This window comes from Fibrobacter intestinalis (assembly GCF_900167415.1).
Classification (GTDB): Bacteria; Fibrobacterota; Fibrobacteria; order Fibrobacterales; family Fibrobacteraceae; genus Hallerella; species Hallerella intestinalis.
The window spans coordinates 15,847-34,858 of record NZ_FUWU01000018.1 but is presented as its reverse complement, the minus strand read 5'-3'; the positions used below and the strand labels follow the sequence as shown (position 1 = coordinate 34,858).

Annotated in this window: 23 protein-coding genes; 12 read left to right on the top strand and 11 right to left on the bottom strand. The window is 46.8% G+C overall.

Annotation, left to right across the window (positions count from 1 at the left end; genetic code table 11):
• Window positions 1-49: 49 nt before the first annotated feature.
• A complete protein-coding gene (locus tag B5D40_RS06520) occupies window positions 50-862 on the top strand; it encodes a thymidylate synthase (protein ID WP_078776264.1) in 813 nt (270 codons plus the stop codon).
• A gap of 24 nt (window positions 863-886) precedes the next feature.
• A complete protein-coding gene (locus B5D40_RS06515; protein ID WP_073305359.1) occupies window positions 887-1,891 on the top strand; it encodes a tryptophan--tRNA ligase in 1,005 nt (334 codons plus the stop codon).
• Here the strand turns inward: B5D40_RS06515 and B5D40_RS06510 are convergent.
• The 5 genes from B5D40_RS06510 to B5D40_RS06490 all read right to left on the bottom strand — a co-directional run bounded on the left by B5D40_RS06510 (window position 1,868) and on the right by B5D40_RS06490 (window position 6,146).
• Window positions 1,868-3,319, bottom strand: coding sequence for an NfeD family protein (locus B5D40_RS06510; RefSeq protein WP_078776263.1), 1,452 nt, complete (start codon window positions 3,317-3,319; stop codon window positions 1,868-1,870). The genes B5D40_RS06515 and B5D40_RS06510 overlap by 24 nt on opposite strands.
• 124 nt (window positions 3,320-3,443) lie before the next feature.
• Complete coding sequence (locus B5D40_RS06505) at window positions 3,444-4,394, bottom strand: AvaI/BsoBI family type II restriction endonuclease (RefSeq protein ID WP_078776262.1); 951 nt, start codon at window positions 4,392-4,394, stop codon at window positions 3,444-3,446.
• A 1-nt stretch (window position 4,395) separates the two neighbouring features.
• A complete protein-coding gene (locus B5D40_RS06500; protein WP_073306271.1) occupies window positions 4,396-4,791 on the bottom strand; it encodes a DNA cytosine methyltransferase in 396 nt (131 codons plus the stop codon).
• Complete coding sequence (locus B5D40_RS06495) at window positions 4,781-5,521, bottom strand: DNA cytosine methyltransferase (protein ID WP_198951005.1); 741 nt, start codon at window positions 5,519-5,521, stop codon at window positions 4,781-4,783. Before B5D40_RS06495 ends, B5D40_RS06500 begins: the two co-directional genes overlap by 11 nt.
• A gap of 133 nt (window positions 5,522-5,654) precedes the next feature.
• Window positions 5,655-6,146 (bottom strand): peptide chain release factor, encoded by a 492-nt coding sequence (locus B5D40_RS06490; RefSeq protein ID WP_073306275.1) that lies wholly within the window; start codon window positions 6,144-6,146, stop codon window positions 5,655-5,657.
• On the opposite strand from B5D40_RS06490, the gene B5D40_RS06485 reads away from it, so the two are divergent.
• The 5 genes from B5D40_RS06485 (at window position 6,141) to B5D40_RS06460 (ending at window position 9,446) form a co-directional block, all read left to right on the top strand.
• The gene (locus B5D40_RS06485) at window positions 6,141-6,875 is read left to right on the top strand and encodes a hypothetical protein (RefSeq protein WP_078776261.1); all 735 of its coding nucleotides are present in this window, start codon (window positions 6,141-6,143) and stop codon (window positions 6,873-6,875) included. The genes B5D40_RS06490 and B5D40_RS06485 overlap by 6 nt on opposite strands.
• 110 nt (window positions 6,876-6,985) lie before the next feature.
• Window positions 6,986-7,531 carry an NUDIX hydrolase gene (locus B5D40_RS06480; RefSeq protein WP_233134238.1) on the top strand — a complete coding sequence of 182 codons (546 nt, stop codon included), beginning with the start codon at window positions 6,986-6,988 and terminating at the stop codon, window positions 7,529-7,531.
• A complete protein-coding gene (locus tag B5D40_RS06475) occupies window positions 7,515-8,399 on the top strand; it encodes a UDP-3-O-acyl-N-acetylglucosamine deacetylase (protein WP_078776260.1) in 885 nt (294 codons plus the stop codon). Before B5D40_RS06480 ends, B5D40_RS06475 begins: the two co-directional genes overlap by 17 nt.
• Window positions 8,368-8,847: a 3-hydroxyacyl-ACP dehydratase FabZ gene (gene fabZ, locus B5D40_RS06470; RefSeq protein ID WP_078776259.1), complete on the top strand. Its 480-nt coding sequence runs from the start codon at window positions 8,368-8,370 to the stop codon at window positions 8,845-8,847. Before B5D40_RS06475 ends, fabZ begins: the two co-directional genes overlap by 32 nt.
• A 356-nt stretch (window positions 8,848-9,203) precedes the next feature.
• Complete coding sequence (locus tag B5D40_RS06460; RefSeq protein WP_233126368.1) at window positions 9,204-9,446, top strand: DUF4417 domain-containing protein; 243 nt, start codon at window positions 9,204-9,206, stop codon at window positions 9,444-9,446.
• Window positions 9,447-9,502: 56 nt separating this feature from the next.
• Here the strand turns inward: B5D40_RS06460 and B5D40_RS06455 are convergent, their stop codons facing one another.
• From B5D40_RS06455 to B5D40_RS06440, 4 genes are read right to left on the bottom strand one after another with little or no spacing between them, the layout of a single operon-like run.
• The gene (locus B5D40_RS06455) at window positions 9,503-9,835 is read right to left on the bottom strand and encodes a hypothetical protein (RefSeq protein WP_073306282.1); all 333 of its coding nucleotides are present in this window, start codon (window positions 9,833-9,835) and stop codon (window positions 9,503-9,505) included.
• Between the two features lie 40 nt (window positions 9,836-9,875).
• On the bottom strand, window positions 9,876-10,268 hold the full coding sequence (locus tag B5D40_RS06450) for a hypothetical protein (protein WP_073306283.1): 393 nt from the start codon (window positions 10,266-10,268) through the stop codon (window positions 9,876-9,878).
• A 2-nt stretch (window positions 10,269-10,270) separates the two neighbouring features.
• Entirely contained in the window at window positions 10,271-10,702 is a 432-nt protein-coding gene (locus B5D40_RS06445) for a hypothetical protein (RefSeq protein ID WP_143159516.1), read from the bottom strand.
• Window positions 10,695-11,372: a DUF4417 domain-containing protein gene (locus B5D40_RS06440; RefSeq protein WP_158222084.1), complete on the bottom strand. Its 678-nt coding sequence runs from the start codon at window positions 11,370-11,372 to the stop codon at window positions 10,695-10,697. Before B5D40_RS06440 ends, B5D40_RS06445 begins: the two co-directional genes overlap by 8 nt.
• A 359-nt stretch (window positions 11,373-11,731) precedes the next feature.
• Between B5D40_RS06440 and B5D40_RS06435 the strand changes: the two genes are divergently transcribed.
• The 5 genes from B5D40_RS06435 (at window position 11,732) to tnpA (ending at window position 15,363) form a co-directional block, all read left to right on the top strand.
• Complete coding sequence (locus B5D40_RS06435; RefSeq protein ID WP_073306289.1) at window positions 11,732-12,859, top strand: helix-turn-helix domain-containing protein; 1,128 nt, start codon at window positions 11,732-11,734, stop codon at window positions 12,857-12,859.
• 55 nt (window positions 12,860-12,914) lie between these two features.
• Window positions 12,915-13,196 (top strand): DUF4417 domain-containing protein, encoded by a 282-nt coding sequence (locus tag B5D40_RS06430; RefSeq protein ID WP_233134237.1) that lies wholly within the window; start codon window positions 12,915-12,917, stop codon window positions 13,194-13,196.
• 90 nt (window positions 13,197-13,286) lie between these two features.
• Entirely contained in the window at window positions 13,287-14,348 is a 1,062-nt protein-coding gene (locus B5D40_RS06425) for a LamG domain-containing protein (protein ID WP_078776257.1), read from the top strand.
• Window positions 14,320-14,850: a hypothetical protein gene (locus B5D40_RS06420; protein WP_143394379.1), complete on the top strand. Its 531-nt coding sequence runs from the start codon at window positions 14,320-14,322 to the stop codon at window positions 14,848-14,850. Before B5D40_RS06425 ends, B5D40_RS06420 begins: the two co-directional genes overlap by 29 nt.
• A 189-nt stretch (window positions 14,851-15,039) precedes the next feature.
• Complete coding sequence (gene tnpA / locus B5D40_RS06415; protein ID WP_078776280.1) at window positions 15,040-15,363, top strand: IS200/IS605 family transposase; 324 nt, start codon at window positions 15,040-15,042, stop codon at window positions 15,361-15,363.
• A 308-nt stretch (window positions 15,364-15,671) separates the two neighbouring features.
• Here tnpA and B5D40_RS06410 read toward each other — a convergent pair whose 3' ends face one another.
• Both B5D40_RS06410 and B5D40_RS06405 read right to left on the bottom strand, forming a co-directional pair.
• On the bottom strand, window positions 15,672-17,273 hold the full coding sequence (locus B5D40_RS06410) for a bifunctional anthranilate synthase component II/anthranilate phosphoribosyltransferase (RefSeq protein WP_078776255.1): 1,602 nt from the start codon (window positions 17,271-17,273) through the stop codon (window positions 15,672-15,674).
• A gap of 29 nt (window positions 17,274-17,302) precedes the next feature.
• Window positions 17,303-18,703 carry an anthranilate synthase component I family protein gene (locus tag B5D40_RS06405; RefSeq protein ID WP_078776279.1) on the bottom strand — a complete coding sequence of 467 codons (1,401 nt, stop codon included), beginning with the start codon at window positions 18,701-18,703 and terminating at the stop codon, window positions 17,303-17,305.
• Window positions 18,704-19,012 lie beyond the last annotated feature (309 nt).

The following is a 19,012-nucleotide window of genomic DNA, read 5'->3' as shown; positions in this document are numbered from 1 at the left end:
CGCAAAGATAGCTTCATTGCTCGGAAAAGAACTTTTATATTTTTGTCCTATGCAGCAATATCTCGATTTATTACGCGACATTATGGAAAATGGCGTTGACCGTTCCGATAGGACGGGAACGGGGACGCGCTCCGTTTTCGGGCGGCAGAACCGCTACGATCTTTCCCGAGGATTTCCGTGCCTGACGACCAAGAAACTCCACTTGCGCAGCATTATTCACGAGCTTCTCTGGTTTTTGAAAGGCGACACGAATATTCGCTACCTGCACGAAAACAAGGTGACCATCTGGGACGAATGGGCGGACGAAAACGGCGACCTCGGTCCGGTTTACGGGCACCAGTGGCGCAGCTGGCCGACGCCGGATGGCGGGCACATAGACCAGATTCAGAATCTATTGGACTCGCTGAAGAACAATCCGGATTCCCGTCGTCATCTCGTGTGCGCCTGGAATGTCGCTGAAGTGGACAAGATGGCGCTTCCCCCTTGCCATTGCCTTTTCCAGTTTTACGTGGGGGGTGTGGGAAAAAGCGGTCGGCGAAAACTCAGTTGCCAGCTGTATCAGCGGAGTGCCGATATGTTTTTGGGCGTTCCTTTCAACATCGCCTCGTATGCGCTTCTCACATTGATGCTTTCGCAGGTGCTGGACTATGAACCGGGAGATTTTGTGCATACTTTTGGCGACCTGCATTTGTATCACAACCATTTTGAACAGGCGAAGGAGCAGCTCGCGCGCACGCCGCGCCCCTTGCCGACCATGAAGCTGAATCCCGACGTGAAAAGCCTGTTCGATTTTCGGTTTGAAGACTTCAGTCTGGAAAATTACGACCCGTGGCCGACGATTAAAGCTCCGATTGCGGTTTAATGGAATTATTTCTAAATTGCGGTTATGAAAAAAATTTCGCTTACAGGCATTAAGCCTACAGGAACCCCGCATTTGGGGAATTATCTGGGCGCCATCCGTCCGGCTTTGGAACTTGCTAAAGATTACGACACCATTTATTTTATCGCCGACTATCATGCGCTGACCACGGTGCACCAGGGAGATGAAATGCGGGAAAATATTCGCAAGGTCGCAGCGACTTGGCTGGCTTGCGGACTCGATCCCGAACGCGGGCTTTTTTATAAACAGAGCGACATCCCGGAAATTTTTGAATTGAGCTGGGCTTTGAGCTGCTTCACGCCGAAGGGTTTCATGAACCGCGCTCACGCTTACAAGGCGAAAGTCGAAGCGAATCGCGCTGCCGGCGAAGACCTGGACACGAACATCAACATGGGTCTCTATTGCTACCCCTGCTTGATGGATGCGGACATTCTGATGTTCAATGCGGACGTGGTTCCCGTCGGCAAGGATCAGAAACAGCATGTGGAATTTGCCCGCGACGTGGCAATACGATTCAACAAGCAGATGGGCAAAGATGTCTTTACGATCCCGGAACCGTTCATCCAGGAAACGACGGATGTCATACCCGGACTCGATGGACGCAAAATGAGCAAGTCCTACGACAATACGATTGAAATTTTTTTGGAACCGAAAGCGCTGAAAAAGAAAATCGGAAAAATCGTAACGAACAGCCTGCCGATAGAAGCCCCGAAAGATCCGGAAACCTGCAATGTTTTCAACCTTTATAAGTTGTTTGCGACTCCCGAAGAAACGGCGGCTCTTGCGGAAACTTATCGCGCGGGCGGTATGGGCTGGGGCTTTGCCAAAGGGGAACTCCTCAAGGTGCTGGAACGCACATTTGGCGAAGCTCGTGAAAAGTATAACGATTTGATGGCGAATCCGACGCGAATCGATGAAATTCTTCACGCGGGCGCAGAAAAGGCGCGGCCTGTGGCGCGCGCCCATTTGGAACAGATTCGGGAAGTGCTAGGCTACGGGAAGATTTTCTGATTTTTCCACCCAGATTCTTCCATCCGCTATTTCGGTAACGCAGACGGTTTCGCCTGCGTTTATCATTTCGCCTCTTGTTTGCACGTCAAAAGATTTGCCGTTGAATCGGGCGTGCCCCACCGGGCGGAGCGGAGTCTCGGCTTTTCCGAGTTCCCCGATTTGGATTTCCCGCATATCTTCTGTGGGGGAGGTGGCGTTTCCCAAATCGGTTTTAAGCATGGGAGTCCAGCCTTCGGGCAAAAGGGGAATCAGGTATTTGGAAGCGAGAATGGGGAAGAGCACGGCGATGAGGGCGCAGGCGGCCACATAAAGCAAAATGGGCTGCCAGGAAGTTCCGGCTTCGGAAACGCCGGGTATGAATGAAGGCAAACTGGAAATATCGAAGGTGAGGACGAGGGCGATTCCCATGCACAGGATGCCCGCAATGCCAAAAAGGAAAGTTCCGGGCATCACCAGAATTTCAACGACGAACAGCCCGATGCCGAGGACGAGCAAAATGACGGGAAGGTAATCGCCCAGATGGTTGGCGTATTGTCCCAGAAAAACGGTGGCAATCAAAACGATTCCTGCAATGCCGAAAAGTCCAAATCCCGGCGTTTTAAATTCGATATAAAGCGCGCCGAAACCGAGAATCAGCAGAATCCCGGAAATGCCTGCGATAAATCGGGCGATTTTTTCTCCCCAAGTGGATTCAATCTCGTGGCTGTTTTCAATGCCGAGCATCTTTTCAAAAGCGGCTTTGGTTTCGGGAGTTCCTTTGGAAAATTGCAGGGCGACAGCTTCTTCGTCGGTCATGGTCAAAAGTTCCCCGGAGTCCACGAGAACTTTGGGCGTTCCCCAGAAAGCCTTGTCCTGCTTGCTCCATTTTTCGTATTTGGACGCTTCGACCGCGATGACGGAATCTTTCCGCTTGAGTTCGTAAACCGCCAAATCCGGAGAGACCATTGCCATGGAAAGCAGTTCCGGGTAGCCGTTCTTTTGGGCGAGGTTTCGGAATTTGGCGCGAAGGGGCGACTGGATCTTTTCACCGACGATTTGCGGAGTGCCGTCGCTGTTCTGCACAATCGGGGCGCAGTCGCCGATGGTCGTTCCCGGCAGCATATAGAGTTCCTTGCTGGATAGGGCGATTAAAGCCCCGGCGCTAATCGCCTTTTTGGAAACGAACGCGACGGTTTTCGCCTTTTTGATTCCCATGATCGTATCGACAATATCGAATGCCGCATCGAGTCTTCCGCCGAAAGTATTGATGTCAAAAACGATGTAGTCGGGATTTTTCTGCACGGCTTCGCCAATAGCGCGGGCGGCGTAATCGTACATTCCCGGATCGACGTCGCCATCGAGGGAAATCCAGACGGCGGTTTTTGCCCAAGTGAATTCGGTCAGGAAAAGGACGAAAAGAAGAATGAAAGTCTTGAAAAAATGTTTCATGCAAATTCCGGGAAAAAGTTCCTTGTAAATTTAATCCTAAAGTCGGAATTGGTCAAATAGCGAAAATTGTAGAGGTGTTGAATTTGATGGGAGAGTCCAAAATAGTGGGACAAGGGTGTAGCGGTTACTGGTTCACTAGCCAATCGCAAAAGGAAGACAGCTGGTTGTCATTTGTCAAATTGGCTGCATAGTCAAGCATTCCAGTTTGAAGCTGGCTATATATTTCTTCAGCCATCGCCTTTTCAATAGCTCCGCCGATAAATGCGATGTACACTTTTTTAAAAGAAGACCGGATACGATCTAAAGCTGCTCTGGCCGTTTTCCAATGCTCGTCGGCTCCGGCAGGATCTATGCCTCCCTTCAGCTCTCCCATGACTATGTAATTCTTGTAGTCTTTTAAAATCGGTTCCAGATGCTTTTTATCAATGGCTTCGGCGAATTGGTTAAAAACTACAAAGTCCACATTTTTTGAAACGCCTGGGATATTTGTATTGTGAATGAGCATTCTTGGATAGTTTCCGTTTTTCCAGCGAATCGCCTTTGCGGCACTTTCGTCGTTTGGCAAGCAATTTTGTCCATTCATCCATTTTCCTTCGCCTCGATGAATTTCAAACGGAAAGCCGTAAACTCTCAATTGCGCAATAATTTTTCGGGACAGCTTTTCTACGGCTATTTTGCCAATGATGTTTCGCATTTTTCCACCGAGTTGGTCGCCTAATGCGAGAAGATAACGATATACAATTTCATCGACATATTTATTGCCGCAGGGGCGTAGAACCCTATCTACAAATTCTTCAAGAAGTTTTGTCTTGTCATCCACAGTCAAATGGCACTGGGCTTTTACGGATAAACCGGAAGCAAGCAAAAGGGCTTCACGGATATCGACCTGATTCATAATATCGTCGCAGGAATTGGTTTCTGAATTTAATTTCGCCCACAGGGCTTTTCCCTGTTCGAGATAGGGAATAGATTCGGCATTTCGTCGCAATGCAATTTCAAGAAATCCGTTTCTTCTTGCTTCTGGTGTCGTGACAAAATCTTCAGCCCGAGAAATGTACGGAAGGAATGCTGCCATTTTATTTTTCCTTCATAATTTGTTCTTTTACGGCTTTGGCTACAGCTTCCGCAAGAACGGGGGGAACCGCATTTCCGACTTGGCCAAATTGGGTCATTGCCACATTTCGGGAGTGGCTGTAGGAATCTAGCCGGACACCTGTAAATTCCCATTCCAGTGGAAAAGTTTGCAAACAAGCTAATTCGCGCACGGTTAGTGTCCTGTCGTATTTAGGATGGATAAAATCCCTGTAGCCGCTCCGCGTGACGGTTGGCGATGGACGGTTCGGGTCTAATCTTCTGTAGGCACTTCCAAAAATTTTTTCTTTGTCTGCAAGTTTTTCCCCGATGCCCACTTTCTTTATTTTTTCTATGGTTGAAGGCGCATGGGCTGTAGCTTCGTGATTTTTAATAACCATGCTTTTCTATTCTCCCTTTAATAGAGGATGCAACTCGCCTTGCTGTTTCGGATGGAGCAGTTGCTGGAGGAAGTTTTCCGATGGCGTCCTGTACTGTTTTGTAAGGCCTTAATTTTTTGTCGAATAGATTTGGAGTCTGTTCGCTTTGTGAAAAACCATAAATAGGTTCCGGAAAGACAAATGGAATGTGTAGCCTGTTTCCGACAATAAAAATTCTCTCGCGAAATTGGGGGACTCCATAAGAAGCCGCGTTCAAAATTTGATACTTGACTTCGTATTGGTATGTTTTGCCTTTGTATTGTATTGGTTGAGTGGCCTCTTCAATGATGGCATTCAAAGCCCTTCCGTGTTCCCAGTTGGCAAGTCCCCGTACGTTTTCCATAACAAATCCGACGGGCAGGGCTTCACGCACAACCCGGATGAATTGAAGAACGAGTTTACCGCGAGGGTCGTTCAGGCCCATTCTTTTTCCGGCCAAACTGAAACTTTGACAAGGAGGTCCGCCAACTACAAGAGCTGCTTCAAGAGGTTTCAAATGGCCTGCATTCAAAATACATTCCGTCGGAATTTCGTTGATGTCGCCTTCAATAACAGGAACTTCGGGCATATTTGTGCGAAGAGTGTTGCAACAAGCCGAGTCCCTTTCTACCAAGACGGCTGTTTGAAAGCCCGCTTCATGAAAGCCTATGTCCAGTCCTCCGGCACCGCTGAACAAAGAGATTATTTTCATTTTATTTTGCATTGCCTATAGAAAATAGTTTTTCCTTTGTGAGGAAAAGTTGGGATGGGTGTAAATTCATCGGGAAATAATTCGCCTTTTGAGATGGTCTGGGGTATTTTGATTCTTGTGCCCAATCAAATTGTTAGCGTAGTGGCGGCTTGCGCCCGGCAGCGCGCAGCTCTTGCACTTTGGCGAGCACCGCCTTGTTCGCATGGAGAATGCGGGTCAGGGCGGTTGGCGTCAGCCCGAAGGCGTTTGCCGCTTCTTTCGTATCGCCTCCGTTGGCGGCGACGATATCCAGAACGTCCGCGATGAATTGCGGGTAGGCCTCGTTGGAAGGCTGGATGTGCCCCATGCTTCCCGGAAATTTCAATTCGCTTGTCGCTTTGGGTGCTTCTCGGACGTTTAGGGCAATGGCCAGACGCATCCGGTGCAATGCGTGCACCTTATTTTCGCTGGCGCTCCTGCTTTCGCAAGATTTGATTGCTAAATTGAATGCGGACAGCCGAAGATCGACTCCGGAATTGGTCTTGTTGCGGAACTGACCGCCGGGACCGCCGCCTTGAAAGCCCGAAACTTTGCAGGCTTTGAGCAGTTCGTTCAGCGGCATTTTCAAATAGGAATCGCGATGCATCGTCAAAAAAATACAATATTCTCTGCGACAAAAGGCGTATTGTTTTTCCTTTTCGTCGGCCTCCTTGCCGTGCTTTTTGCCTGCGCCGGGCATACGGCGGCAAAGACTTCCGATGCGGTGACTTTTGAGCAGACTTCCGAAGAGAAAATGCAGAAGCTCGAACAGACTTTCGCCACTTTGCTCCAAAAAATGAACGAGAACATCCCGCCGGAATCGCTTCTTGTTTTTCTCACGGACACATCTTATTATTGGACGGACACCTTGCAGCGTTATGCTAAGGAATTGCCTGCGGAACGCGTCGAAGAATTGCCGCTTGGTGAAATGCTCGCCGTTCTTGTCTATCGCATTTTTGAGCACGAGCGGGCATGGGATCCGAACCTGAATGAAGATTATCGGATGCTCTCCCTTTTCACGGGAAAAAGCGGCGTGTTCGTGCGGACGACCGGATTAAAGCTCGGGCCTTTTGAAATCAAAAAGGACAGGGGGAGTGTCGGGCTGGCGTCAAGTCCCAAAGTTCCCGTCATCATTTTTGAATGGGACGATTCGGCGTGGAAGCTGGATTTGAAAGCGACGCTTCCGCTGATAACCAAAGGGCTGGAAAGCATCGGCGTGAAAAAGAATTGGACGACCAAGGAACTCGCGCTCTACTTGCTGGAAAAGGAATTCCATTACAAGTATCCCGACATTTCTTTTGACGATTCCCTTTTGGACCCCTACTCGACTTTTTAACGGGAACTGCGAAGGAAATTTTCAAAATCGGTTGAATGGATTGGCTTGCTGTCTGCGGTCAGTCGTTGAAATATCGGGCTTCGTTGAGGCCTTTTTTAGAGGAATCCTAAATGCAAAAAAATCTGGAGTCTTGGAAAATCCGATCGGTGGAATCGCTTTTGGACACGAAATATTTGCGTGTGGACAAGGAAACGTGCGAATTGCCGAACGGGAATGTCATTCCGGATTTCTACACCCTTTGGCAGCCGGACTGGGTTTTGATTTTAGCGCAGAATGCTGAAGGGCTTTGGCTGATGGAAAAGCAGTATCGCCACGGCAGCCGAACGATTTCGCTGGAATTTCCGGCGGGAATTATCGAATCGGGCGAGTCTCCGGTGGCGGCGGCAAAGCGGGAATTGCAAGAGGAGTGCGCTTTTGGAGGCGGTGCTTTTGAACTAGTGGCAAAGCTTCCGGTCAATCCGGATAGGCATCGCGGGCATTTTTTTGTCGTTCGGGCAACGGGCGTTTCCGCGCAGGGAAGTACGCGTTTCGACTCGGGCGAAGAAATTGAAACCCTTTCCTTTTCCACGGAAGAAGTCATGCAAAAAATGCGCGCGGGGGAAATTTGCCACCCGCACCAGATTGCCGCTTTTTTTCTGTATGGACTTTCTGCGTGAAGACTTGCTCATGAAACAATCCGTCTTTGAAACCGAAATTTTTTCCCATTCGCTGTCGTTGAAAAATGCCGGCGTGCGGATTTCTTGCGACCGTCTTGCGTTGCCGAAAATCGAATGGCTCTTACCGTCCGGCGAACTTCTTTGGGCTTCGGACGATGCGGATTCGTTCCGGCGGCTGTATTTTCTTTCCCTCCGTTCTTCGGGTCTTTTTAAAAATCCGGAAGAGGGAATTTCTTTGCTGGAACATCTTGCTCCGGTGTTTTTGCTTTATCCGCAAATGCGCTTTAAAGTCCAGGCGCTTTCTGGCGAGCTTCCTCTTTTGGACGGGAGCGCGTACCCGTGGTATGAAGCCGTTCGTTCTCTGGCGGGCATTCCGCAGGAACTGGCTTTTTACGATGTGCCGCTTCGGGAGCGTTTGGAATTTGAAAACGGTTTCTGGGAAATTTCGCCTTCGGAAACTTTGGAGGTGGAGTACTCTATTTCGCACAGCGCTTTTTCGGATTCGGCGTATTGCGCTATTTACGATGCCGAGGATCTGGTGAAAATTTTTCCCGCGCGGACTTTTATTTTTGAAGAGGACTTGGTAAAGGCGCAGGCCGCAGGCTTGCTTTCCGGCGTGGATGCGCATAGCGGGCTTTTGCTTTCGGAGCGGAATGGGGAAGCGTGTGCGCTTGTCGGTGCGCCCTTCCGACAAAAAAACGAGCCGGCAATGCATAAAATTTTGGATTTGATTGGCGATTTGTCCCTGCCGCTTCCTTTTTTACCTAAATTGAAAATCAGAATTCACAATGGTGGGCATATCGCCCATCGAAAACTTTTAGAGAGGTTACTGGATTATGCTTTTGGAAACTTTTCCCAAGTCGAATAAACCCGGCGTTCTTTACGATTACGAGGCGATACTGAAAATTCTGCCGCATCGTTATCCGTTCCTGTTTATCGATCAGGTTCTTTCTTTGGAAGCGTCCGCAGAAGTGCCGTCGATTGTTTGCGCCAAAAATGTTTCCTTTAACGAACCCTTCTTTCAGGGGCATTTTCCGGGAGAGCCGGTGATGCCCGGCGTCATTCAAATAGAAACGATGGCGCAGGCCGGAGCGATTCTTGCCAGTCTTTGTTGCGAACAGGAATGCTCGGGAAAGCGTCCCGCCTTTATGGGCGTGGATGGCTGCCGTTTCCGCAAACCCGTGCGCCCCGGCGACCGGCTTGAGGTCCGCGTCTCCCTTGACAAAATGCGTCGCGGCATTCTTTTCTTTAGCGGGGAAATCCGCTCGGACGATGCGGTGGTTTGCAGCGCAACTTTCAGTGCCACGATGATTTGATTTTGCCAAACGGCAAATCGGATGAAGGCGGTTCTCGGAAACGGGAATCGTTTTTTATAGAGATAGGATAAGAGCAGATGATGCACGCCACGTCTCAGTCTGGATTTTCGCACTTATTAAACAGGATAAAGAAAATCTGGGGATTTGAAAAGGTGATTTTCAAAAAGGCATCTTTTTTCGATTTGCCGCCTATTTTGGAAAATGGTATCTATATTTGGGCGAACTTTGGCGCAGTTCGAATAAACGATTGCTATAAGGCTGAAGTATTACTAACCGTTTAATCTTGATTTATCATCTTTTGGTGCTGCAAAAACACGTATTGGCCAATTGCAAAGGAGAAAAATGAGGTCAAGCTTGTGGACGCGCCTCTTTGCGCCCAAATCGCGAACTTGTTCCTATCTCGTCGAAACGCAAGCTTCTTGCAACACTGCGGCATTTATCAAATTCCGAATGTTCGATGGGGCGATGAGCGGACGTTTACGACCATAGAGTTGCCGGAAGCTGTGGCTTTTGTTTTTTATCCTTGCCATAAAAATATTTGCCCAAATCAATCACATTTAATTCCTGAGCCAAATTTTTTAGAGTTGCCGATTTTATAGTCACCAAACTTCTGCTCCGAGTTGTTCAAGCCTGATTCGAACGGCGATATGCAAGTTCATTTCTTCCAAAAACAGGAAATGCCGCTATCTAGAAAAGCTCTGATGTAGCTTTTGAGCATTTCCTTGGAGTAAGCTTTATAAATAGAGTTGTTGCATTTTTCCCTGTCGTCGATAATCACGATAGTTCCCACATCATGCATCTGGCGAAGCAAAAGTTTGAAATCAGCTTCCGTATCAATATGAGAATCCAGCCAGGAAACTTTAATGAAACGCAACAGCTTCGAAGACGGATTGTCAAAGAGATTCCGGCGTTCCGTAAACGAACATAAAGGGAGTGTCACTGGTTTTGTATAACGAAGTTTCTTCAAATCGATAAAATCCGTCTCCATCAGGTTAAAAAATTTTTGGTAGCAATAACAGTTGGGCATACTAGAACCAGAACCATATCGGCATATCAGTGGATTTCGCAAATTCCAGAGCTTCAATGAGTTTTTGGACTGCCCTCTTTAGCACTTCTTTCTTGCTACGCTTCTGAAAAAATCTCGTACTGCACTTTTGAAGAAATTCCTTCGCCATCTCCAACGCTTCAGCAATACATTCCTTGCCCAATACGCAGTCTTCGGAGGAATCTATATACACATTGAATCTTTTACAATAGTCAAAGAGAATGGAATTGATTATCGAATTCATTTCCTCTGTCGTAATAGCCCACTCTTTAAAATTCCCAGTGCATGGGTCTCCCATTTGCAGCATATCAATTTCTAAACCTTGTTGATTTATGGGCACTAACATACGTCGCCAAGGTTCATGCGGTTCTTGCATAATTACATCTCCTTTCTTTTTAAGATTTTAAAATGGGTTGCAGCATTGAACTGAGCGTTGTTTCTACCCTGCTTTTTGCCCCTGCTGTTAATATAGTTTCTAGCATCGTTGCCGTTGATGTCGAGGAAGCGTTCTTTGCCGCGTTTTGTCGTATCTTCCAATCGGCAATAGCCACCTGCAACATCGGCGACAACTCTTAAATTATTATGCTTGCTTTGGTAAAAAATTTTTCTTCCATCTTCGCTAATTTCGCCTTTGGCTCCAGAAGCAAATTTTTTTACAAATGCATTAATGTTCACCTTTTGCCAATTTTTCTTGTAGAGAAATGATTCTTTTTGAGCTCTTTCGAACAAAAGATCCAATCTTTTTGAAAAGAAACCTTTTACTTTTTGAAAAAATACCTTTACTCGATAATCGTGTTTAGTGTCAGCCATTAGCAACCTCCTGCGATTTTGCATAGGATCGTGTTCTGAAATCCTTAAAGACTTTATGTTTTACGCCATAATCATTGAGTATTTTGATGATTTGCTTATCTTCGCTACCATACAGCCAACATTCTTTTGGAGTTTTAATGAATAACTTCTGCTCAAAAAGGAAGGCGTCACTTGGACTACTTTGCTTTGTACAACCGAGAGTCCCAACGCAGAATGAAATACCTTCCGGATAACTATGAAGAGCGTCATATGTAGAGTTATCCCCTATACGAAAATTTCCTATCAGTTTCACTCCGTTTAATGCTAAATAAATAGCCGCCATTTGATTCAAACAAATATTAAAACGTTGCTGTTCCGTTTTCCATTCCGCACGGGGACTCAAATCGAAGACTACCATTGCGTAATACTCTTTATATTCAGGTAAGTTTTCCTTTAATTTTTTTAGACGTGGATAAATGAATTCGTCGTCGCAGAAAGTGCATAAAGCCGTACTACTTTTGTCTTTAGTCTGAAGTCTATTCCGGAAAGGAAGAATCTCTGAGGGTTTCTGAACAGCGAAAAAAGATTTTCTGAAGTGCGGGAAACCGCTTTTAGAAAATCGAATGTTATGCTTTCGCAGTTCCTGATGTAGCTCCGCATAGATAGCGAACAAATCGATTTTGTGATTCAATACCATAATTTACCTTTGCAAATTACGCTAAGAAAATGAATGTTAAGGAAAATTATGCTATATTGAAAATAGTTAGAATTCGCTATAGCGTAATTTCGACTACGCCTTGAGGTTTGTCCGAACGTCAAGGCGTTTCCCTTTTATAGTCTTGGAATGCAGTGCACCCCATATATTCATATATAACTCTTTTTCACCCCTTTGTCAAGTCGAGTTTTTACAGAATGACGGTCGTTTTTTTTAGGTTTTATGTCGCATTTGTTTTGTTATTTTACAGGATAATGTAAAATATCAAATTTTTCTCAATAATTTTTATAGAAAATTTTTAGAAAAATTGTAATTTTTGTAAAAGAGGTCATCTTATGGTTCAAACGACTTTAAGTGAAAATATTCGCCGTTACATGAAAATGAAAAATTGGACGATCCCTTCGTTGGCAGACAAAGCGGAAATAAGTACGACAACATTGTCGAACTGCCTAAACGAAAAATCGGATCCACGAATTTCGATTATCCAAAAAATCGCAGGCGCATTAGGTGTTACGATGGTTCAGCTATTTGCCGAAAAACCTTCTTTTGGCAATATCCGATTTCGTTCTTTATATGCACTCACGGCAAAGGAGACGGCTTGCCGCGAAAACCTTCTTTTTTTAATCCATGATAAAATACAAGAATATCGGCATATAGAAAGCTTTGCTGAAAAAGAAAACAAATTTACTTTTTCAGATGATAAATTTAACAATCCAATCGAAGCTGCGCATAGCGTGCGGGAACAACTCTCTATTTCTCAGAGTGTACCTATTTTGGACATTTGCGAAATGATTTCAAAATTGGGAATAAAATTTTTTTATTTCAATTTTAATTATGCTAAAACTTATGGAGCTTCTGTCGCAGCCAGTGATGGAGGGCCTGCGATTATTTTAAATAGTGCGATTGCATCTGTAGAGCGGAAAATTTTTACCGTTGCTCACGAACTTGGTCATATTCTTTTGCACAAGGATTCATACAAAAATACAGAGACGAAAGAAGAAAAAAATTCAATTGAAGAACACGACGCCAATCTTTTTGCTGGTGAATTACTGTGTCCACAAGATGTCGTTTATGAAAAAGTTAAAGATACGAATGGATTTTCGTTTATTGACGCTGTTCTAAAAATCAAACAGGTTTATCGAGTAAGTTATGGGACTGTTCTTCACCAGTATTGCAATAAATACGGAATTTCAGAACAATATTCTAACGTGACCAAAAAATTTCAGGCGATGTACGCAAATAAAAACAACATATCTTTTAAAGGGCATTACGAACCTTTTGCGTTAAATGAAACCTTATATCGCTTTGAAGATCCGTTTTTTCGAGATGCCGTGCTAAAACTGCGTCTGGATGAAAAAATTTCTTCAGCAACAGCAGCGGAGCTTTTGAATTGGAAAAAATCTTCCCTTGAAGAGTGGTTAAAAAAAATGGATACGTCTTTAAAAAGTTCATTACCTTTTTAGGAAAAAAAAGCACATTTTCTTACGCTGCAGAAGCGTTCCAATATTCTGAATTTTATTGTTTCTGCGCGCCCGGTCAAAAAGGAGTACAGATAATGCAAAAAAAAATGTTGGCATACCGCACGATTCAATTGTTTCGATAGGGACATACGGATGTTGCCAAACTCAAGATGAAAAGCGATTGATGCACTTAGGGGTTATAGAAATGCTGAAAATTTTGAAACCGCAGATTGTCGTGGTCTATGGGGCGATGCCGAGGGACGTGTTTTGCGAATTGCCTTCGGAATCAAAATTCTTGCGGTTTGATAATTGGACAAAGGAGAAGCGTTTGGAAAAATGAACGGAAGTTTTCATCAAGAAGAAAATGGGGGTGTGAAATTCGCCGATTTTAAATGCGTCTCTTGTCCGGGAAAAGAAATATATTCCGATTATGCGAGCTGTATTTTTTCTCTTTTTGATGGCGTGCTTTTCTCTGGCGAAAATCCCTACCGACGGGCTTGTCGCCTATTTTCCTTTTAATGGAAATATCGAAAATCAATCGGCTGTTTCATTGCCGCCGGGAGAGAATCACAACGGAGTCTTTGTTCCGGATCGCTTCGGGAACGAAAGCGCGGCGATTTCCTTTGACGGGACCAAATCAAGTTATGCGGAATTTCCGGACGATGACGCCTACAGCATTTCGACGACGGGCGCACTTGCCATTTCGGTCTGGATGAGCCCGGACACCCTCACCTTTCCGGTCAGCGATGACGGTTATATCCATTGGATGGGCAAGGGGACTTTCACCGGAACGGATAAAGGAAATATGGAATGGGGTTTCCGAATGTATAACGAAGAAAATTCGGCAAACCGTCCCAACCGCATTTCGGCATACGCATTCAATCTCGCCGGAGGATTGGGTTCCGGAAGCTATGTGCAAGAGCCGGTGACTGTTGGCGAATGGATTCATTTTTTGGCGATTTACGATACGGGCGAAAATCTCATTCGCGTTTACAAGAACGGCGTACTCAAGGATTCCGATTCGCTTTACGACGAGACGTACAAAGTGGTCGTCCAGAACGGCGATTCGCCTCTTCGGATAGGGACGCGTTCCCTTTGGTCATTCTTCCGCGGGAAAATCGACGACTTGCGCATTTACAGCCGGGTGCTTTCCGAATCGGAAATTTTGGAATTGTACCGGGAAAATCCGTCGGCGGGGGATTCTTCTGGCGTTTCCAGTTCTTCTCGGGTGGAATCGTCTTCGTCGTCTGCGGAAAATCCGGACTTTATCGTCGCCCAATCGGATGTCTCGCCGCTTCGCCTATCGGTTGTTTCGCGTACGCTTTCTGTGGCGGGCATTCGTCAGGGTAGCAATCTCGTCGTTACCGATGCGCTTGGGCAGGTTCTCGTTCGGGAAAAAATTGCCGGAAATCATCGGGTTTTGCATTTTCCTGCTGCTGGTAATTATTTTCTGAAAATCGGCAATGAAATCCGGCGGGTTCAAATTCGCTAGAGAAGGGTGGGAATGTGGGGCAGCTATTTTGCATCATTTGGGTGACTTTACAGTGCGGTTCCCAAATATTTGTTTTGGACTCTATTGGCGAGGACATGGCCTATTTCAAATTGAATTTAATGTGAAAATTGCCTCCCTTGGTTTGGGAGCCAAATCCGCTGTTTGGTTTTATTTCTATAAAAATTTTCTAAAGAGCGATGGGGCTTGGACTTGCCTTGTTCAGGAATATGGCGATAGCAGCTATTATACGTTGAAAATTTATACTAACGGATTCTTGTCAAATTCAAATATTCGTTCTTATGGAGAACTGGTTCAGGTTCACCGTGTGGAAGGAAATTTGTATTTGATCGCCACGTCAAAAGATGCTGTAACCATTTATTTGGTCCGGAACGATTTGTCCAGCATTTCGTCTGCAAATTCTTCTTCACCCATTACGGCATTAAAAAATTCAATGTTGAAGAAACTGGCTTATGTGTCATTTGGATCCCTAAATCTCTCGTAAGCCCTTGATACATAAGGCATAGCAGCAAATTTTTCTTTTATGGGAAAAATTTGCTTTTTTGTATAAACCGAAAACCACCAGCTAGGCTGGTGGTTCCAAGAAGCCTTTTGGCGGTGATGAAAAATCCTTCAGCCAATTTTACGATGCGGTCTGTACACTGCATCAGTTGCATTAGCGATGAAAACTCACATGGAAAATATAAGAACAACTGCCCATACGAGCTGGAACTGCAAATACCACATAGTGTTCGCGCCAAAATTCAGGCGGAAGGTGTTTTACGGAGAGAGACGGCTGGAAATCCCGCCCAAGTATGCCGTGTCCAGCGTGGTGGGTTTCTTGAAGGGGAAAAGCAGCCTGCAGTTGTACGAACGCTTTCCCGAGTTGAAGTTCAAATACAGGAACAGGGAATTTTGGTGTCGCGGCTACTATGTTGACACGGCAGGCAAAAATGCGGCCAAGATAGCGAACTATATCAAGCATCGGCTGGATGAAGATTATTTGGGGAACAGTTGACCATGATGGGTAAACTATAGCCCGGTTACGGGCAGCCAGTAGGGATCGAACGCCAGTGTCAGAACCGTCAACGCGTGCTACGCGTTGCTAGTATCCTAGGGCTATGCCGGCGGGAATTCGGATGGAGTTTTATATGATTGCGAGACGCTTTGCCTGCATGTGAAACTTGAATTTGGGCTTGAACACAGGGGAAGCGGCATCCTTGCCGCTTTGAAGAAAACGCAAAATGGCAGGAAGCCCTTTCTTCCGGTTCAAAAATAAAAACCGCCAGCGATAAAAGCCGACGGTCTTGGAAATGGAGGACGAAATTACGAAGCGAGGGTTGCTAAACGGACTTCGTCGATTTTTTGGGCGACCGCACCGGAGTCGATGGCGTTGAGCGCCATTTGGAATCCTTCCCGGAGATTCGCCGCCCGCCGCGCGACGTAAAGGGTTGCGCCCGCATTCAAAGCGACGGCATTCCGGATGGTGGGATTTCCTTTGCCGCTTGCCAGCTCTAGAGCGATTTTTGCATTTTCTTCACCCGTGCCGCCGCGAAGTTCGTTGTCGCTGGTCGTTGGAATTCCCATTTTTTGCGGATCTATTGTGTATTCCAAGGCGTGGTTCGCTTCATCGATTTCATAGGCGAATGTGGGAACATTGGGGGAGATTTCATCAAAACCGTCGGCGCTGCAAACCGCCAGAACGTGTTTTGCTCCGAGCATTTTAGCGGCTTCAGCCATCGGCTTCAGCAATTCTTTGCTGTAGGCGCCCAGCAGCAGGTATTGGGCTTCGGCGGGATTCGTCAAAGGCCCGATGAGGTTCATGATGGTCTTGATTCCCAGGGATTTTCGAACTGGAGCGGCGAAGCGCATCGCGTTATGGTAAACCTGAGCAAAGAGGAATACGAAGTTTGTTTTTTGCAAGACTTTGGCGGCCTGTTCCGGTTGCAGGGCGAGATGGAACCCAAGGCTTTCGAAAAAGTCCGCGGCTCCCGATTTGCTGGAAACCGCCCGATTGCCGTGTTTGGCGACAGGGCAACCGCAGGACGCGCAGATAAGGGCGGAGAAGGAACTGATGTTGAAGCTCCCCTTGCCATCGCCGCCGGTTCCGACTACTTCGGCGACAGGGGCGTTCTTTTCGTGGGGAAAGGGCTTTTTCTTTTTGTTGAGCACTTTTGCGCAACCGGCGATTTCCGAGGCTGCGGGATTTTTTGCGGCCATTGCCGTTAAAATGGCCGCGGTCTGTCTTTCGTCGAGCATTCCCTCTGTCAGGTTTTCCATAAAAAGTTCCGCCTCTTCGCAGGTCAAATTTTCCTTGGAAATCAATTTGCTCAAGAATTGTGAAACGGGAAGAGCGTCCCGGCGGTAATGGAGAAAGGAACGGAAAAGAGCGTCGCCTTCTTTGGCGGCAATGGACTCCGGGTGGAATTGAACGCCTTCGATGTCGAGGGTTTTATGGCGGACTCCCATGATGTCGCCGTCTTCGGCCCGGGCGGTGATTTCAAATTCCGACGGGAGGGATTCTTCTTCGACGACAAGGCTGTGGTAGCGCATAAACGTTCCGCGCTTGCCGATATGGCGGAAAAGCCCGCGCCCGTCCAAGTTCATTTCTTCGGCGATGCCGTGCTTGATGAATTTGGCGGAGACGATTTTTGCTCCGAAGGCGTGGCAAATGGCCTGATGCCCGAGGCAGACTCCTAAAATGGGGATTTTCCCCGCAAAATGGCGGATGGCGTCTTCGGTGATTCCCGCGTTTTCGGGGCGTCCCGGTCCGGGCGAAAGAATCAGGTGGGATGGGTTTTGCTTTTCGATGTCTTCCAGGGTGCATTCCTTGGAGCGCATAACGCAGACTGCTTCCGGTGTGATGCGCGAAATGGACTGGTAGATGTTGTATGTGAAAGAGTCGTAGTTATCGATGATGACAATCATTTTTGAATCCTTTTTTGAAATGGCGTGGCTTATTTTTCTTTAGTCTCTAGAACTTGGAGGAGGGCTCCCAATTTTTCATTGGTTTCTTCCCATTCGCGTTCCGGATCCGAGGCATAGACGATTCCCGAACCCGCTTGCAGCGTGTAGATGTTCCCCTTTTTCAAGGTACAGCGGATTCCAATGCAAAAATCCAGATCTCCATTGGCTTCCAGGTAGCCAACGGCGCCTGCGTAAAAGTTGCGCTTTTCGGATTCCAGCGAAGAAACGATTTCAATGGCGCTGATTTTGGGTGCGCCGCTGACGGTCCCCGCCGGAAATACGGATTGCAAAACTTGAATCGGCTTGATGTCGCTGCGATTTTCTCCTTCCACTTCGGAAACGATATGGATGACATGGCTGAACAGTTCGCATTCCATGTTCCGTGTCAAATGGACGCTTCCCGGCTTGCTCACTCGCCCTAAGTCGTTTCGGGCCAAATCGACGAGCATCAGATGCTCTGCCCGTTCTTTCGGGTCGTTCGCCAGTTTTTCCTTGAGCTGTTCGTCCTCGGCTTCGTTTTTTCCCCGGCGGCAGGTCCCTGCGATGGGACGGATGGAAGATTTGCCTCCATGGGAGCGTACCAGGCTTTCGGGCGATGAACCGATGAGCTGATAATCGCCAAAGTCGATGTAGAGCAGATAGGGCGACGGATTCAATGAACGGATTCTCCGGTAGGTTTCCAGCGCGGGCATTTGGGATTCGATTTGCAGGCGGCGAGAGGGAACCGCTTGAATAATATCCCCGGCAACGATGCGCTTTTTCAGCTCTTTCACGCAGTGGACGTATTCGTCGTGGCTTTTTTGCAGGTCGCTGATAATCCTGTAGGGATATTTTTCCGTCGAGGCTTCCAGATAGGAAAAATCCAGATTGGAAAGTTTCTTTTGAATGCGGGCAAAGGCTTCGGACAAATCGATTTCATGTTCGTCGTAGTTTAATCCGAATAAGTGGAGCGTATCTGTAAAATGGTCAAAGACGATGTAGATGTGCCCGACGACAAATTCGGATTCGGGAATTTGCAACCCGTCTTTTTGCTTTGCCAAATGGATGGTGTCGCAGCGTGCGCAAAATTCGTAAGAGAGGAATCCGATTCCCGCAGCCGGGAGCGGAATTTGGGGAGGCTTTTCGTTTTCGGCGGCGATTTTTTCCAAGGCTTCCAAAATGTTTCGGCTGTCGCAGGGCTTGCGCTGTCCTTCGCTTACAATCGCGACGCCTTGCTCGTCTTCAATGACGTGGAAAGCTTCTTCGAGCATCAGGATGGAATAACGGGCCGATCCTTGGGAAAAAGAAGCGGATTCGAGAATCGCTTTGGCACCCAATTTTTTGGCGAGAGAAAAGGGAGTGTAGCGGTCTCCTTCTAGAGAGAGGTATAAGTTGTCGGTTCTTTTGTTCATCGTATTGTCCTTTTGTTGTTTTTTTTGAAGGGTGGGAGGGGGAATGGGTTTGGGGGAAATAAAAAAGGCCCCGATGTAGAATCGGAGCCATTGACGCATCAATAGAATATTAAAATTCGTCGCTTAACACGCGTACTCCGATATCGAAGTGCGCCACCACCAACGGTTGGATAACGTGAAGCGAATCATACCGTGAAATTATAAAAGTAAAAGTGGTTTGGCAATGGTTTTTCTAAATTTTTTTTTTTGATTTCCGACGGTATTTCATGCGCGGAATGGTGTAGATTAAGGAAAAAACAGATAGGACGG

Bases quoted from the DNA above. Each gene is read 5' to 3' on its own strand.
- B5D40_RS06445 (WP_143159516.1), bottom strand. From the start codon at position 10,702: ATGGCTGACACTAAACACGATTATCGAGTAAAGGTATTTTTTCAAAAA.
- B5D40_RS06455 (WP_073306282.1), bottom strand. From the start codon at position 9,835: ATGGAGACGGATTTTATCGATTTGAAGAAACTTCGTTATACAAAACCA.
- B5D40_RS06475 (WP_078776260.1), top strand. From the start codon at position 7,515: ATGGACTTTCTGCGTGAAGACTTGCTCATGAAACAATCCGTCTTTGAA.
- B5D40_RS06405 (WP_078776279.1), bottom strand. From the start codon at position 18,703: ATGAACAAAAGAACCGACAACTTATACCTCTCTCTAGAAGGAGACCGC.
- B5D40_RS06515 (WP_073305359.1), top strand. From the start codon at position 887: ATGAAAAAAATTTCGCTTACAGGCATTAAGCCTACAGGAACCCCGCAT.
- B5D40_RS06510 (WP_078776263.1), bottom strand. From the start codon at position 3,319: ATGAAACATTTTTTCAAGACTTTCATTCTTCTTTTCGTCCTTTTCCTG.
- B5D40_RS06490 (WP_073306275.1), bottom strand. From the start codon at position 6,146: ATGCATCGCGATTCCTATTTGAAAATGCCGCTGAACGAACTGCTCAAA.
- B5D40_RS06505 (WP_078776262.1), bottom strand. From the start codon at position 4,394: ATGGCAGCATTCCTTCCGTACATTTCTCGGGCTGAAGATTTTGTCACG.
- B5D40_RS06495 (WP_198951005.1), bottom strand. From the start codon at position 5,521: ATGAAAATAATCTCTTTGTTCAGCGGTGCCGGAGGACTGGACATAGGC.
- B5D40_RS06435 (WP_073306289.1), top strand. From the start codon at position 11,732: ATGGTTCAAACGACTTTAAGTGAAAATATTCGCCGTTACATGAAAATG.
- B5D40_RS06425 (WP_078776257.1), top strand. From the start codon at position 13,287: ATGCGAGCTGTATTTTTTCTCTTTTTGATGGCGTGCTTTTCTCTGGCG.
- fabZ (WP_078776259.1), top strand. From the start codon at position 8,368: ATGCTTTTGGAAACTTTTCCCAAGTCGAATAAACCCGGCGTTCTTTAC.
- tnpA (WP_078776280.1), top strand. From the start codon at position 15,040: ATGGAAAATATAAGAACAACTGCCCATACGAGCTGGAACTGCAAATAC.
- B5D40_RS06485 (WP_078776261.1), top strand. From the start codon at position 6,141: ATGCATCGTCAAAAAAATACAATATTCTCTGCGACAAAAGGCGTATTG.
- B5D40_RS06520 (WP_078776264.1), top strand. From the start codon at position 50: ATGCAGCAATATCTCGATTTATTACGCGACATTATGGAAAATGGCGTT.
- B5D40_RS06450 (WP_073306283.1), bottom strand. From the start codon at position 10,268: ATGCAAGAACCGCATGAACCTTGGCGACGTATGTTAGTGCCCATAAAT.
- B5D40_RS06420 (WP_143394379.1), top strand. From the start codon at position 14,320: ATGAAATCCGGCGGGTTCAAATTCGCTAGAGAAGGGTGGGAATGTGGG.
- B5D40_RS06410 (WP_078776255.1), bottom strand. From the start codon at position 17,273: ATGATTGTCATCATCGATAACTACGACTCTTTCACATACAACATCTAC.
- B5D40_RS06500 (WP_073306271.1), bottom strand. From the start codon at position 4,791: ATGGTTATTAAAAATCACGAAGCTACAGCCCATGCGCCTTCAACCATA.
- B5D40_RS06480 (WP_233134238.1), top strand. From the start codon at position 6,986: ATGCAAAAAAATCTGGAGTCTTGGAAAATCCGATCGGTGGAATCGCTT.